This window comes from Bradyrhizobium sp. BR14999 (assembly GCF_056106085.1).
Genome location: NZ_CM148536.1, coordinates 7,185,632 through 7,199,471, shown reverse-complemented (window position 1 = coordinate 7,199,471; position 13,840 = coordinate 7,185,632). Strand labels below are relative to the sequence as shown.

12 protein-coding genes are annotated in these 13,840 nt (G+C 63.5%); 9 read left to right on the top strand and 3 right to left on the bottom strand.

What is annotated here, in order from left to right:
• Positions 1–120 precede the first annotated feature (120 nt).
• The 3 genes from ACR9YP_RS33605 (at position 121) to ACR9YP_RS33595 (ending at position 3,229) form a co-directional block, all read left to right on the top strand.
• On the top strand, positions 121–960 hold the full coding sequence (locus tag ACR9YP_RS33605; RefSeq protein WP_438110105.1) for an aldo/keto reductase: 840 nt from the start codon (positions 121–123) through the stop codon (positions 958–960).
• Between the two features lie 188 nt (positions 961–1,148).
• Complete coding sequence (locus ACR9YP_RS33600) at positions 1,149–2,090, top strand: DMT family transporter (RefSeq protein WP_438110860.1); 942 nt, start codon at positions 1,149–1,151, stop codon at positions 2,088–2,090.
• A gap of 59 nt (positions 2,091–2,149) precedes the next feature.
• Complete coding sequence (locus ACR9YP_RS33595) at positions 2,150–3,229, top strand: zinc-binding dehydrogenase (protein WP_474217900.1); 1,080 nt, start codon at positions 2,150–2,152, stop codon at positions 3,227–3,229.
• Between the two features lie 240 nt (positions 3,230–3,469).
• On the opposite strand, the gene ACR9YP_RS33590 is transcribed toward ACR9YP_RS33595, so the two are convergent.
• A complete protein-coding gene (locus ACR9YP_RS33590) occupies positions 3,470–3,931 on the bottom strand; it encodes an Lrp/AsnC family transcriptional regulator (RefSeq protein ID WP_438110101.1) in 462 nt (153 codons plus the stop codon).
• 135 nt (positions 3,932–4,066) lie between these two features.
• On the opposite strand from ACR9YP_RS33590, the gene ACR9YP_RS33585 reads away from it, so the two are divergent.
• Complete coding sequence (locus ACR9YP_RS33585; protein ID WP_438110100.1) at positions 4,067–6,430, top strand: transketolase; 2,364 nt, start codon at positions 4,067–4,069, stop codon at positions 6,428–6,430.
• A 189-nt stretch (positions 6,431–6,619) separates the two neighbouring features.
• Complete coding sequence (locus tag ACR9YP_RS33580; protein ID WP_438110098.1) at positions 6,620–8,050, top strand: aldehyde dehydrogenase family protein; 1,431 nt, start codon at positions 6,620–6,622, stop codon at positions 8,048–8,050.
• A gap of 159 nt (positions 8,051–8,209) precedes the next feature.
• On the opposite strand, the gene ACR9YP_RS33575 is transcribed toward ACR9YP_RS33580, so the two are convergent.
• Positions 8,210–9,190, bottom strand: coding sequence for an SMP-30/gluconolactonase/LRE family protein (locus ACR9YP_RS33575; protein ID WP_438110096.1), 981 nt, complete (start codon positions 9,188–9,190; stop codon positions 8,210–8,212).
• 90 nt (positions 9,191–9,280) lie between these two features.
• Here ACR9YP_RS33575 and ACR9YP_RS33570 point away from each other — a divergent pair, with 90 nt between their 5' ends.
• On the top strand, positions 9,281–10,105 hold the full coding sequence (locus ACR9YP_RS33570; protein ID WP_438110095.1) for an NAD-dependent epimerase/dehydratase family protein: 825 nt from the start codon (positions 9,281–9,283) through the stop codon (positions 10,103–10,105).
• A gap of 43 nt (positions 10,106–10,148) precedes the next feature.
• Here the strand turns inward: ACR9YP_RS33570 and ACR9YP_RS33565 are convergent, their stop codons facing one another.
• Positions 10,149–11,126 carry a LysR family transcriptional regulator gene (locus ACR9YP_RS33565; protein WP_474217899.1) on the bottom strand — a complete coding sequence of 326 codons (978 nt, stop codon included), beginning with the start codon at positions 11,124–11,126 and terminating at the stop codon, positions 10,149–10,151.
• Positions 11,127–11,335: 209 nt separating this feature from the next.
• Between ACR9YP_RS33565 and ACR9YP_RS33560 the strand changes: the two genes are divergently transcribed.
• From ACR9YP_RS33560 to ACR9YP_RS33550, 3 genes are read left to right on the top strand one after another with little or no spacing between them, the layout of a single operon-like run.
• Positions 11,336–12,556 (top strand): ABC transporter substrate-binding protein, encoded by a 1,221-nt coding sequence (locus ACR9YP_RS33560; protein ID WP_438110093.1) that lies wholly within the window; start codon positions 11,336–11,338, stop codon positions 12,554–12,556.
• Positions 12,532–13,260, top strand: a complete 729-nt coding sequence (locus ACR9YP_RS33555) for a nitroreductase (protein ID WP_438110091.1) — start codon at positions 12,532–12,534, stop codon at positions 13,258–13,260. The genes ACR9YP_RS33560 and ACR9YP_RS33555 overlap by 25 nt, the downstream gene beginning before the upstream one ends.
• Positions 13,261–13,284: 24 nt before the next feature.
• On the top strand, positions 13,285–13,827 hold the full coding sequence (locus ACR9YP_RS33550) for a 4-hydroxylaminobenzoate lyase (RefSeq protein WP_091891737.1): 543 nt from the start codon (positions 13,285–13,287) through the stop codon (positions 13,825–13,827).
• The last annotated feature ends 13 nt before the right edge of the window (positions 13,828–13,840 follow it).

Genomic DNA, 13,840 nt, shown 5'->3' with positions numbered 1-13,840 from the left:
GGTGAGGGGGAGTCTCGCGAGTCCAACTGCTAGCGAATTGGCGGAGGCAGCCCCTCACCCCAACCCTCTCCCCGTAAGAACGGGGAGAGGGAGAGAACAGAGCGGAGATCGGAAAAGAACATGAACACAAACCCTTTCGGCAAGACCGGCGCCAACGTCTCCGTCATCGGGCAGGGCACCTGGTACCTCGACCACGGCGACCGCAAGCGCGCCATTGCCGCGCTTCAGCGTGGGCTCGATCTCGGCATGACCCACATCGACACCGCGGAGATGTACGGTGACGCCGAGCTCGTCATTGCGGATGCGATTGCCGGCCGGCGCGATGAGGTGTTCCTAGTTTCAAAAGTGCTGCCGAGCAACGCCTCGCGCCGCGGCACGATCACGGCGTGTGAGCGTTCGCTGCAGCGGCTGAAGACCGATCGGCTCGACTGCTATCTGTTGCACTGGCGCGGCTCCTATCCGCTCGAGGACACCGTCGCTGCGTTCGAGGAGCTGGTGAAAGCGGGCAAGATCAAGTCCTGGGGCGTCTCCAACTTCGATGCCGACGATCTCGACGACATTCTCGACGTTGCGGGCGAGGGACGGATCGCATGCAATCAGGTGCTCTATCATCTCAAGGAACGCGCGATCGAGCATGCCGTGATTCCCTGGTGTGAGCGGCATGGTGTCGCCGTGGTCGCCTATTCGCCGTTCGGTCACGATGATTTTCCGGATGTGCGCAGCAAGGGCGGCGCCGTGCTGGTGAAGATCGCGGAGACGCGTCGCGCGACACCGCGTCAGGTCGTGCTGAGCTTCCTCACCCGTGCAACTACGGTGTTCGCGATTCCGAAAGCCTCATGCGCGGAACATGCCGCCGAAAATGCGGCCGCCGGCGATCTCGTGCTGACGAAAGAGGAGATTGCGGCGCTCGATGCGGCGTTTCCGCGCGGGCCGAAGCCGCGCAGCCTGCCCATGTTGTAGTACAAAAACACCCATTATTAATGGAATATTGACGCGCGCGGACGTCAGCGCATATCGGCATCCTGTTTTCGGAAGTTGTGAACGCGGCGCATTTGTCGTTTTTTACGAGCGTTCTCGATTCGCATTATTTCCGGGTTCCAGCCGTGACACCGCCGCCCGCCGCAGCCGCAAGGCTCGACAATATTCCCATGCCCGTGCCGGAGAAGAAGCAGGCGGCTCGCCGTGCGCCCGCGCGCGTCGATCATCCCTTCAAGGGCATTGCGCTGGTGCTGCTGTCGACGGTGTTTCTCGGCACCTCCGACGTGACCGCGAAATATCTCTCGACCAGTCTGCCTTCGATCGAGATCACCTGGATCCGCTTCGTCACCTTCGCGCTGATGTTCACGCCGGTGATGCTGCCGGGCTCACCGCTGCATGCGATGCGCACCGAGCGGATCGGCCTGCAGCTAATGCGCGGCGCCGCGCTGCTTGGCTCCTCGCTGTTCTTCATCACCGGTCTGCGGTTCCTCCCCATTGCGGAAGCCTCTGCCACCGGCTTCGTCTCGCCGCTGTTCGTCACCGCGCTGTCGATTATCTTCCTGAGCGAAAAGGTCGGCCTGCGCCGCTGGATCGCCACCGCGATCGGTCTGACCGGCGTGATGATCATCCTGCGCCCCGGCTCCAGCGCGTTTCATGCCGCCGCGTTCTTCCCGATCATCTCGGCGTTCTGCTGGGCTGCCGCGCTGATCCTGACGCGTATGATGAGCGGTCGCGAGGCCGTGCTCACCACCATGGCCTATTCCGCGCTGACGGGCGTTGCGATCCTTTCCGTGATGGTGCCGTTCGTCTGGGTCACGCCGAACTGGACCGCGATCGGGCTCGGCATTGTGATCGGCGTTGCCTCCACCGTCGGCCAGTGGATCATCGTGCTCGCCTACCGCTACGGCGATGCCTCGGTGCTGGCGCCGTTCTCCTACACCCAGCTGCTCTGGGTCAGCATTTTGGGCTTCTTCATCTTTGGTGAGGTGCCTGATCTCTGGACCATCATCGGCGCGGCCTTCATCGTCGCGAGCGGCCTCTACATCGCCCATCGCGAGCGGGTGCGCCGCGCCCAGCTCCTGGTGCTGGAAGAGCGTTCCCCGAACCCCTGACGCAAGATCGGCGTCCCGCGTCGTGCTATCAACGGCTCCAACACCAGGGGAGGAGCCGGATGCGCGCTGCGATTTTCAGGAACGGTGAGATTGTCGTCGACCGGATGGCGGAGCCGACGCCGGGTCCCGGTCAGGTTCTGGTCAAGACGCTCGCCTGCGGCATTTGCGGTTCCGATCTGCACGCGCGCCAGCACGCCCACCGCATGGTGGAGATGGCGCGGAAGACCGGGCGCAAGCCGATGGACCTCAGCCGCGACGTCGTGTTCGGTCATGAGTTCTGCTGCGAGATCGTCGACTACGGTCCAGGCACCGCGCGCAAGCTCAAGCCGGGCACGCGCGTCTGCTCGCTGCCGGCGCTGGTGACGCCTGCGGGAATCGAAGGCATCGGCTATTCCAATGACAATATCGGCGGTTATTCCGAGGCGATGCTGCTCAGCGAAGCGCTGCTGCTCGAGGTGCCCAACGGTCTTGCGCCGGAACATGCCGCGCTGACTGAACCGCTCGCGGTCGGGGTTCACGCCGTCGCAAAAGCCAATATCCGTGGTGACGAGGTGCCGCTCGTGATCGGCTGCGGCCCGGTCGGCCTCGCGGTGATCGCAGCGCTGAAGCTCAAGGGCTTGCATCCGATTGTCGCCGCCGACTATTCGCCGGCGCGGCGTGCGCTTGCGGCGAGGCTCGGCGCCGATATCGTCGTCGACCCCAAGGTGTCGCAGCCTTATACGGCCTGGGCCGCGCACGCACAGATGTCGGGCGCGGAGAAAGCGCCGCGGCCGCCGTTCCAGGCCATGCTGCCGGCGTTGAAGCCTGCGATCATCTTCGAATGTGTCGGCGTGCCTGGCCTGTTGCAGCAGGTGTTCGAAGGCGCGCCGCGTGACGCGCGCATTGTCGTGGTCGGTGTCTGCATGGAAACCGACACAAGCGAGCCGATGCTGGGCATCATGAAGGAGCTCAATGTCCAGTATGTGCTCGGCTACACGCCGGACGAATTCGCAGCGTCGTTGCGCCTGATCGCGGAAGGGCGGGTGGATGCCGCGGCGATGGTGACTGCGGAGGTGGGTATCGACGGCGTCGCAAAGGCCTTCGCCGATCTCGCCAATCCGGAGGCGCACACCAAGATCATCGTGCAGCCGTGGCGGTGACCATCTAGCCGCGACGGCAGTGCGCTCCCTCCCCCGCCTGCGGGGGAGGGTTGGGGAGAGGGTGCATCCGCATCGGGACAACCCCCTAGAGGAAAGAACCCTCACCCGGCGCTGCGCCATAGCCGAGGCTTTGCCTCGGCGTCTTTTGAGATGACGGCCGCCGGAGGCGGCCTACGCCTCTCCCGCATCCGCCTCCGCCAAGGCTTCGGCGGACAGGAGCGGGAGAGGTGGCCACAACCATCACACCGGCAGCGCGATTGAATACTTCACCTGACTCAGCGCGAAGCTGGACTCGATCGAGGCGATGCCGTCGAGCCGGGTCAGCTTGGTCTTGAGAAACGTCTCATAGGAGGCGAGGTCGGCCGCCACGACGCGCAGCAGATAGTCGCGGTTGCCGGTCATCAGATAGCATTCCAGCACCTCGTCCCATTTCGAGATCGCGCGGGCGAAGCGGTTGAGGTCCTCCTCCTTCTGCCGCGCCAGCTTGATCGAGATGAAGACGCTGACATGCAGGCCAAGCGCCTTCTGGTCGACGGTCGCAACGTAGCGCGAGATGACGCCACGATCTTCCAGGAGCTTGACGCGGCGATGGCAGGGCGAGACCGAGAGCCCGACCTTGTCGGCGAGTTCCTGCATGGTCATGCGGCTGTCGGTCTGGAGCAAAGCGAGGATCTTGCGGTCGATGGCGTCGAGCTCGGGCATTGGAATGGAACCTGTCCTTAGTCGGGCTACCTTGGTAAAATATCCCAATATCTGGAGGTATGGCGCGAAAAATTGAGAAGTTTGGCGCCGCCCGCAGGCGTATCATCGCAGCGTCTGTTTCCCGGGAGCATTGCCATGCCCGTTGATTCCGCTCGTCTTGACACATTGACCGCTCTTAGCCGCAAGGCGCTGTGGCTGTCGTCCTGGACCATCCACCACGCCAACCACATCCGCGCCAATGCGGACGGGCTCAAGGTCGGCGGCCATCAGGCCTCATCCGCCTCGCTCGCCACGATCATGTCGGCGCTGTACTTCCATGTGTTGCGCCCTGAGGATCGCGTCGCGGTGAAGCCGCATGCGAGCCCGGTGTTCCATGCCATCCAATATCTGTTCGGCCGGCAGACCCGCGAGAAGCTGGAGAATTTTCGCGGCTTCAAGGGCGCGCAGTCCTATCCCTCGCGCACCAAGGACGTCGACGACGTCGATTTCTCCACCGGCTCGGTCGGCCTCGGCGTCGCGCAGACGCTGTTCTCTTCGCTCGTGCAGGACTACGTCAAGGCGCATGGCTGGATGAAGGATCGCCGCGAGGGGCGGATGATTGCACTCGTCGGCGACGCCGAGATGGACGAGGGCAACATCTTCGAAGCCCTTGCAGAAGGCTGGAAGCACGGCCTGCGCAACACCTGGTGGGTAGTCGACTACAACCGCCAGTCGCTCGACGCCGTCGTGCGCGAAGGGCTCTGGGAAAAGTTCGAGACCATGTTCCGCAATTTCGGCTGGGACGTGGTGATCGTGAAATACGGCCGGCTGATGCGCGAGGCCTTTGCCGAGCCCGGCGGCGAGGCGCTGAAGCGCTGGATCGACAATTGTCCGAACGCGCTCTACGCCGCGCTGTGCTTCCAGGGCGGTGCGGCGTTTCGCAAGCATCTGCATGACGAGATCGGCGATCAGGGCCCGATCACCAAACTGATCGACAAGCGCAACGACGACGAGCTGCTGGCGCTGATGTCGAATCTCGGCGGCCACGACATGGCGAGCATGCTGGAGGCGTTCGAGTCCATCGACCACGATCGCCCGGTCTGCTTCATCGCCTACACCATCAAAGGCGTCGGCCTGCCGTTCCAGGGCCACAAGGACAACCACGCCGGCCTGATGACCGTCGCGCAGATGGAGAAATATCGCGACAGCCAGAACATCCGTCCCGGGCACGAATGGGACAAGTTCGAGGGCCTCGTGCAGGATGCGGCCGAGCTCGAGGCTTTCCTCGCGCGCGTGCCGTTCAACCAGGACGGCCGCCGGTTGAGCGCGCCTGTCGTCGAGGTGCCGCAGCAGCTCGCGTTCAAGCCGTCGCCGCAGATGTCGACCCAGCAGGGTTTTGGTCTCGTGCTGAACGAGATCGCACGCAGCGACAGCGAGCTCGCGAGGCGCATCGTCACGACCTCGCCTGATGTCACCGTCTCGACCAATCTCGGCCCCTGGGTCAATCGCCGCGGCCTGTTCGCGCGCGCCGAGAAGGCGGACTTATTCCGCAGCGAGAAAATTCCCTCGACCTACAATTGGGATGCTTCCCCCAAGGGGCAGCATCTCGAGCTCGGCATCGCCGAGATGAACCTGTTCATCATGCTCTCGGCGCTCGGCCTGTCGCACCAGATCAACGGCGAGCGGCTGCTGCCGGTCGGCACGCTCTACGATCCCTTCATCGAGCGCGGGCTCGATGCGCTGAACTATGCCTGCTACCAGGACGCGCGCTTCATGGTGGCGGCGACGCCATCGGGCATCACGCTCGCGCCCGAAGGCGGCGCGCACCAGTCGATCGCAACGCCGTTGATCGGCATGGCGCAGGATGGCCTGGCCTCGTTCGAGCCGGCCTTCGTCGACGAGCTCGCCGTGATCATGGCTTTCGGTTTCGAGCACATGCAGCGCGAAGCCGGCGAGGGCGGCTCGGTTTACTTAAGGCTTTCCACGCGCAGCATTGAGCAGGCGCAGCGCATCATGACGCCGGAGCTGAGGCAGGGCATCACCGACGGCGCCTATTGGCTGCGCAAGCCGGGGCCGAATGCCGAAGTCGTGATCGCCTATACCGGCGCGGTCGCGCCGGAGGCGATCGAGGCGACCGGCTTCATCGGCGAGAGCCGCCGCGACGTCGGCCTGCTCGCGATCACCTCGGCCGACCGCCTCCACGCAGGCTGGACTGCCGCGCGAAAATTGCGCCGCGACCGCCGCGGCCTGCAGCACCTCAGCCCCATCGAAAAACTGCTGGCGCCGTTGCCGCGCGACTGCGGCATCGTGACCGTGATCGACGGCCATCCCTCCGCGCTCGGCTGGCTCGGCAGCGTCCGTGGCCACCGCGTCGAGGCGCTCGGCGTCGAGCAGTTCGGCCAGACCGGCACGATAGCGGACCTCCACCGTTACTACGGCCTGGATGCCAACGCCATCATCGATGCGGCCGAAAGCCTCACCACCGGTGCGCCGGTGCTGCATCGGAAGATGGCGGTGTAAGTCTCCGTCGTCGTCCTGGCCTTCGCCAGGACGACCGCAGTTGAGACCTTGCCTCGCTCCCGCCGCCGGCTCATATAATCTCCGTCCGCCGCAACGCTGGCCCCGCATATGGCGGGTTCAATTGCTGGCGCTTTCGTGCAAGGATGCCTGCCGAAACGCCCCCTCCAAGCCCCCAAGAAGAGGTTAACGATGGTCAATCGCATGCAATTCTACATCGACGGCGCCTGGGTCGATCCCGCCGTCAAGAAGTCCACCGCCGTGGTCAATCCGGCGACGGAAGAGGCGATGTACGAGGTTGCGCTGGGCTCCAAGGCCGACGTGGACAAGGCCGTGGCCGCTGCCAAGCGCGCCTTTGCGACGTTCTCCCAGACCAGCCGCGAAGAGCGCGTCGCGCTGTTCTCCAAGATCATCGAGATCTACAAGGGCCGGCTCAAGGAGATCGGCGCTGCCGTCTCCGATGAGATGGGCGCGCCGCTGCCGATGGCGGAGAAGCTCCAGGCCGGCGCCGGCCTCGGCCATCTCATGACCACGCTCGACGTGCTCAAGAGCTATCATTTCGAGGAGCCGGTTGGCACCGCCATGGTGCTGCGCGAGCCGATCGGGGTGGTCGGCATGATCACGCCCTGGAACTGGCCGCTCAACCAGATCGCCTGCAAGGTCGCGCCCGCGCTCGCCGCCGGCTGCACCATGATCCTGAAGCCGTCGGAGTTCACGCCGACCTCGGCGCTGATCTTCGCGGAAATCCTCCATGACGCCGGCGTGCCGAAGGGCGTGTTCAACCTCGTCAACGGCCTCGGCCCCGAGGTCGGCGCGGCCATGAGCGAGCACCCCGATATCGACATGATCTCCTTCACCGGCTCGACCCGTGCCGGCATCGACGTGGCGAAGCGCGCGGCGCCGACCGTGAAGCGCGTCAGCCAGGAGCTCGGCGGCAAGTCGCCGAACGTCATCCTGGAAGGCGCCGACCTCACGAAGGCGGTGACCGGGGGCGTGATGCACATGTTCAACAACTCCGGCCAGTCCTGCAACGCGCCCTCGCGCATGATCGTGCCGGCCTCGAAGATGAAGGAAGTCGCCGCGATCGCGAAGGCCGTCGCCGACAAGACCAAGGCCGGTGATCCCCGCGGCGAAGGCACCACCATCGGCCCGGTCGTCAACCGCGGCCAGTGGGACAAGATCCAGGCGCTGATCAAGAAGGGCATCGACGAGGGCGCAACGCTCGTCGCCGGCGGCCCGGGCCTGCCCGAAGGCGTCAACAAGGGCTTCTATGTCCGCCCGACCATCTTCGCCGACGTCACCCCTGACATGACGATCGCCCGTGAGGAAATCTTCGGACCGGTGCTGACCATCATCGGCGCCAAGGACGAGGCCGACGCGGTGAAGATCGCCAACGACACGCCGTATGGTCTTGCCGGCTACGTTTCGGCCGACACGGTGGAAAGCGCCAAGCGCGTTGCCCGCCAGATCCGCGCCGGCAACGTCAACCTCCAGGGCGCGCCCAACGACCGCACCGCGCCGTTCGGCGGCTACAAGCAGTCCGGCAACGGCCGTGAGTGGGGCAAGTACGGCCTCGAGGACTTCCTCGAAGTGAAGGCCGTCGCCGGCTTCAACGCGGCGTAAGCTTTATCGTCTGAATGAACACGACGCCGGAGCGGGAAACCGCTCCGGCGTTTTTTGTTTTCGTCATTGCGAGCGAAGCGAAGCAATCCAGCATCGTTCCGCGGAGATAGTCTGGATTGCTTCGTCGCAAGTGCTCCTCGCAATGACGGTGGAGAGACCTCATCCCCCAACCGCGCCTTGCGTATTCACATACAGCGCGTAGATCGACTGGCTCGCCGCCATGAACAGGCGGTTGCGCTTGACGCCGCCGAAGCAGAGATTGGCGCAGCGCTCGGGCAGCGCGATGCGGCCGATCATGACGCCGTCGGGCGCGAACACCACGACGCCGTCAAGCTCGGGATCGCCCATGCCCCAGCCGCACCAGAGATTGCCATCGATGTCGCAGCGCATGCCGTCCGGCGTGCCGGGACCTGCATCGATGTGTACGCGCTTGCCCGAGATCGTGGTGCCATCAGGCGAGACATCATAGGCGAGGATCTTTCGGTTCGGTTGCCCACGCGATTCCACGACGTACAGAATCTTCTCGTCCGGCGAGAAGCACAGCCCGTTCGGCCCTAACACGCCTTCTGCGACGATCGTCGCCTTGCCGGTCGCGGGATCGAGCCGGTAGACGTTCGGCTCGATCTCGGGCTCGGCCTTGTAGCCCTCGTAATTGCCGAGCAGGCCGAAGGTCGGATCGGTGAACCAGATCGAGCCGTCCGATTTAACAACGACATCGTTCGGTGAGTTCAACCTCTTGCCGTTGAATTGATCCATCAGCACGGTGATGCTGCCGTCATATTCGGTGCGCACCACGCGCCGGCCGCCATGCTCGCAGGTGACGAGCCGGCCATGGCGATCCCTGGTGTTGCCGTTGGCGAAATTCGACGGCTTGCGGAACACGCTGACGGCGCCGGTTTCCTCCTCCCACTTGATGATGCGCTGGTTCGGGATGTCGCTGCACAGCAGATAGCGCCCGTCGCCGAACCACACCGGCCCCTCGGCCCAGCGCAGGCCGGTCGTCAGCCGCTCCACCGCCGACAGTTTCAGCCAGTATTTTTCGAAGCGGGGATCGAGTGCACGTATCGCCGGATCGGGGTAACAGGTCGCCGGCCGCCAGCCTTGCGGCCGTTCTTGGGTGTGGGACGATGCATCGTTCATGTGCAGTCTCGTTGTTGCGTTCCCTCTGTGCAAGTCTGCTAGCATCAGATATCTACGGCCGCAAATCGGTCGCTACTTATGAGGAAAGACATGCCGCGCATCTTGATGACGGGAGCTTCGGGCGGAATTGGAACGCGCCTGCGGAAACTGCTGCCTCCGATCTATCCGGACCTGCTGCTGAGCGACATCCGCAAGCCGGCTGATCTCGGCCCTGACGAGCAGTTCAAAGCGGCGGACCTGTCCGACATGGCGCAGGTCGAGGCGATCTGCGAGGGCGTCGACGGCATCATCCATTTCGGCGGCTATTCGGTCGAAGGCCCCTGGGACGACATCCTTCAGGCCAACATCATCGGCTGCTACAATCTGTTCGAGGCCGCGTACCGCAAGGGCGTCAAGCGCGTGGTGTTCGCCTCGTCGAACCACGCCGTCGGCTTCTATCCGCGCCACCACAAGATCGGCACCGACGTCACCCCGCGCCCCGACGGCCGCTATGGCGTCAGCAAGGTGTTCGGCGAGGCCGTCGGCGCGCTCTACGCCGACAAGCATGGGCTGAAGGTGACTTGCCTGCGCATCGGCAATTTCGGCGACATGCCGCTCGACCAGCGCCGGCTCGCGATCTGGCTCAAGCCCGACGACCTCGTGCAGCTCTGCCAGATCGGGCTCGAGCATCCCGACATCCATTTCGAGATCTTCTACGGCGTGTCCCTGAACGACCGCGCCTGGTGGGACAACCACCGTGCCTACGAGCTCGGCTACCGCCCCACCGGCCGCTCCGAGGATCATGTGGCGCACGCCATGGCCGAGCAGGCCAAGCTCATGCCCGATCCGATCGGCGACCACTACCAGGGCGGCGCCTTCTGCAGCAGCGAGTTCGACGGTGATGCGAGCCGCATCATCGACTGGAATAAGCGGTAGGGATGTTGATAATCTTGTTCAGTACTTCCGTAAGCTCGCCGTCCTAGCCTCCGCGTCTGAGGTTCTCGGCAGCGCGTCTAAGGACGTCATGGAGCCATTCGTGCGAGGGCTCGCCGTCGACACGCTCGTGCCATAGCAGCCGGACCTCCAGCGGAGTCGCTGTGTAGGGAAGCTCGTAGATCGCGATCGGATAGTTCTGCTCCAGTGCTTGCGCGAGCGGGCGCGGGACGATGGCTGCCAGTTCGGAATCCCGAAGCAGCGCTGGGACGGCAAGAAAATGCGGCAATGACACCGCCATTCGCGGCGGCTGGTCGCTCTCGGCGAGTGCCCGCTCGAGCGCATCGCGGTCGTACATTTCCGAGCGCCGCGCCAGGCCGCGTTCGGAGATGAAGCCGCCGATCGCGCCCTCCTGCTCTCCACCGAAGGAGACCACCACCAGCGGCAGCCGTGCAAGCATCGCCTTGTCCAGCCGGCCAAGCTTGCGCTTTTTGCCGACAATCAGCACGTCGTCATATTCGAATAGCAGCGACGTGCGGAAACGGCTCGGCGGGAGCGAGAAGACGCCGATCGCAACGTCGATGCGACCGAGGTCGATCTGCTCGGCAAGGTCGATCCGCGTGACCGGCTTGATCGTCAGGTCAATGTGGGGCGCCTCGCGCCCGAGTATCTTCAAGAGAGGCGACGCCAGCACCATCGTGGCGAAGTCATTGGCAGCCAGCGTAAACTGCTTGGTTGACGTCGCAGGAACGAAGGTCGGCAGTTCCACAGCTGCCTCGAGCACGCGTAGCGCCTCGCGAATTTGGGGGGCCATCGTCAAGGCCCGCGCCGTCGGTTGCATGCCCGCGGCCGTGCGCACGAACAGTTCGTCTTCCAGCATCTCTCGAAGCCGGGCGAGCGAGTGGCTTACGGCGGACTGGCTGAGTGCGACTTTCTGGCTGGCGCGCAATACGCTCCTTTCCTCCATGACGGCGTCGAACACTTTGAGCAGATTCAGGTCCAATGTCTTGAATGAAACCGACACGATGAGGATCCAGTTGATGGCTGACGGCGCGCCGCGACGGCGACCAGTTAAGGTCAGGGGCGCCGTAGATGCAACCGGTGCAAACGATCGAACCAAGCCTTGAGTCCCGGGCAAACTGAAGGCGGTTCAGGATCAATCTGCAAGAGTTTCACTTCCGCAAGAGACCGATCCCGGCATTATTCAATCGCTGTGTTCGGAGGAGGTGAGCGATGCGATCGACCGCGACGACAGGTACCGGTAAGGCGGTTGTTGCGACGTTGATTTCGCTGATGCTCACGACCGCCGCGATTGCCGACGAGGCACCGATCAAGCTCGGGGTGCTGACCGACATGTCCTCGCTTTATGCCGACAATGGCGGGCAAGGGTCAGTGGTCGCGGCGCAAATGGCCGTTGACGATTTCAAGGGCAGGGTTTTGGGGCGTCCCGTCCAGATCATTGCCGGCGACCACCAGAACAAGGCTGACGTAGGATCGGTGATTGTACGGCGCTGGATCGAGAACGAGGGTGTCGAGGTGATTCTCGATGTCCCCAATTCGGCCGTCGCGTTGGCTGTACAAGGCATTGCCCGTGACAAGAAGAAGCTGTTTCTCGCCACTGGCGCCGCCACTTCGCGTCTCACCGGCGACGAATGCTCGCTGACCGGCATTCACTGGACCTACGATACCTTTGCTTTGTCGCAGGGCACAACCAAAGCGATCGCCCGCCTTGGCGCAAAGACTTGGTTCTTCCTCTCCGCTGATTATTCGCTCGGCGCACAGCTCGAGGCCGATAGCCGCCGGGTCATCGGCGCGACCGGTGGCAAGGTCGTGGGCGCGGTCAAGCACCCGATCAACACGCCGGATTTCTCCTCCTTCCTGCTGCAGGCGCAATCTTCGAAGGCGGATGTGATCGCACTGGCCGATGCTGGCGGTGATTTCATCAATGCGGTCAAGCAGGCCGGCGAGTTCGGGATCACGCGCGGGCAAAAGCTTGCCGGTCTGATCGTTTTCATCGCGGACATTCACAGTCTGGGATTGCAGAGTGCTCAAGGCTTGATGCTCAGCTCGGCATTCTACTGGGATATGAACGACGACACGCGTGCATGGGCGAAGCGCTTCATCGAGAAGACCCAGAAGGTCCCGACCATGATCCATGCCGGCACTTACGGCGCGGTGATGCACTATCTCAAGGCGGCCGAAGCGGCGGGCACGCTCGATGGACCTGCCGTTGCCGCCAAGATGCGCGAGATGCCGGTGAATGATTTCATGACGAAGAATGGCCGGATCCGCCAAGACGGCAGATTGATCCGGGACATGTATCTCTTCCGGGTCAAGTCACCGCAGGAATCGAAACATAAGTTCGACTACTATGAGCTGCTCGCGACCATTCCCGGAGAAGAGGCCTTCAGGCCGATGGAGGACGGAGGATGCCCGCTCCTGAAGAAGCCGTGATGGCCGGAGATGAGGCGCGTGTCGTTGCGCAGAGCCCCATCGACGCGATCCTGACCGGCCGGTTTGCATGCCGCGAGTTCTGCAACGCTCCCGTCGCCCGACCAACGATCGAGCAGATCCTCCGTGTCGCGCGATTCGCGCCCAGCGGTGCGAACATCCAGCCCTGGCATGTCTACGTGCTGACGGGCGAGGTCAAGGGCAAGGTGTCGGCGGCGCTGCTGGAGGCGCACGAGACCTCTCGTGACGAACACGTCTCAGAGTACAAATACTACGCCAGTGATTTACCCGGTCTGTATCTCAAACGGCGGCAGGAGTTCGGCCGGCTGTTCTATGGCTCGCTCGGCATTCATCAAGCCGATTCCGAGGGGAGGAGCAGACAGACCGCGAAGAACTACACATTCTTCGGCGCGCCCGTGGGATTGATCGTGACCATCGACCGTCGCCTGGAAGTCGGTAGCTGGCTCGACCTCGGCATGTTCGTGCAGAACATAATGCTCGCGGCGGCAGGACACGGGCTTCAATCGTGCCCGCAAGAAACGTTCGCAAAATACCACCGGGTGTTGCGCCCGCTGCTGTCGATTCCGGCGGAGCAGATGGTGGTGTGCGGCATCTCGGTCGGCAAGGCCAAGCTTCAGGGGCAGGACAGATTGATGCCTCGGGCGGACATCGATGAGTTCGCGACGTTCCTTGGTTTCGAAGATTGAAGGTTGGTCGAAGAGGAGATCACGATGCAAAGCCGAGAAGAACTGATCCAGTGCAGCATTCCGTTTCTTCGGGAGGTCAAGGACATGACCCCAGGAGCTGAGATGGAGCGTTGGCTCAACGAGACATATGGGGAAGAGAGCGCGCTCTATCAGGATCTCGCTCGCCTGATCAAGGTTGGGGTCGAGGAAGGATGGGCCGCAAACCAGGAGGTGGACGGCCCAAACTACCGGCGCAGCCGCATCCTGGAGCCGACGGCTGACACGTTCCAGTTCAGCATCACTGCTGTGTACATGAACAGCGCCGATCCGCGCCGCTTCAAGGACGAGGACGATCACGACGTGTTGCGGGGACAATATCACGGCCATCCCTACGGCGAGCTCAACCTTGTGGTGCCCTTGAACAAGGGCGCGGAGTTGAAGGGATTACAGGGGTGGCAGGGAGCCGGCTGGACGGCGCCTGATCCAGGCAGCAGGCACTATCCTGAAGTCAGGGGCGGCGCGGTCATTGCACTGTTCTATCTGCCGGCTGGGCGCATCTCATACGATTTCAAGGCGCCGGCCGGATGATTGCGCGACGCGA

Excerpts from the sequence above, each read along its gene's own strand:
- ACR9YP_RS33600 (WP_438110860.1), top strand. The coding sequence starts at position 1,149 with ATGCCCGTGCCGGAGAAGAAGCAGGCGGCTCGCCGTGCGCCCGCGCGC.
- ACR9YP_RS33595 (WP_474217900.1), top strand. The coding sequence starts at position 2,150 with ATGCGCGCTGCGATTTTCAGGAACGGTGAGATTGTCGTCGACCGGATG.
- ACR9YP_RS33590 (WP_438110101.1), bottom strand. The coding sequence starts at position 3,931 with ATGCCCGAGCTCGACGCCATCGACCGCAAGATCCTCGCTTTGCTCCAG.
- ACR9YP_RS33575 (WP_438110096.1), bottom strand. The coding sequence starts at position 9,190 with ATGAACGATGCATCGTCCCACACCCAAGAACGGCCGCAAGGCTGGCGG.
- ACR9YP_RS33555 (WP_438110091.1), top strand. The coding sequence starts at position 12,532 with ATGCCCGCTCCTGAAGAAGCCGTGATGGCCGGAGATGAGGCGCGTGTC.
- ACR9YP_RS33585 (WP_438110100.1), top strand. The coding sequence starts at position 4,067 with ATGCCCGTTGATTCCGCTCGTCTTGACACATTGACCGCTCTTAGCCGC.
- ACR9YP_RS33560 (WP_438110093.1), top strand. The coding sequence starts at position 11,336 with ATGCGATCGACCGCGACGACAGGTACCGGTAAGGCGGTTGTTGCGACG.
- ACR9YP_RS33570 (WP_438110095.1), top strand. The coding sequence starts at position 9,281 with ATGCCGCGCATCTTGATGACGGGAGCTTCGGGCGGAATTGGAACGCGC.
- ACR9YP_RS33550 (WP_091891737.1), top strand. The coding sequence starts at position 13,285 with ATGCAAAGCCGAGAAGAACTGATCCAGTGCAGCATTCCGTTTCTTCGG.
- ACR9YP_RS33580 (WP_438110098.1), top strand. The coding sequence starts at position 6,620 with ATGGTCAATCGCATGCAATTCTACATCGACGGCGCCTGGGTCGATCCC.
- ACR9YP_RS33605 (WP_438110105.1), top strand. The coding sequence starts at position 121 with ATGAACACAAACCCTTTCGGCAAGACCGGCGCCAACGTCTCCGTCATC.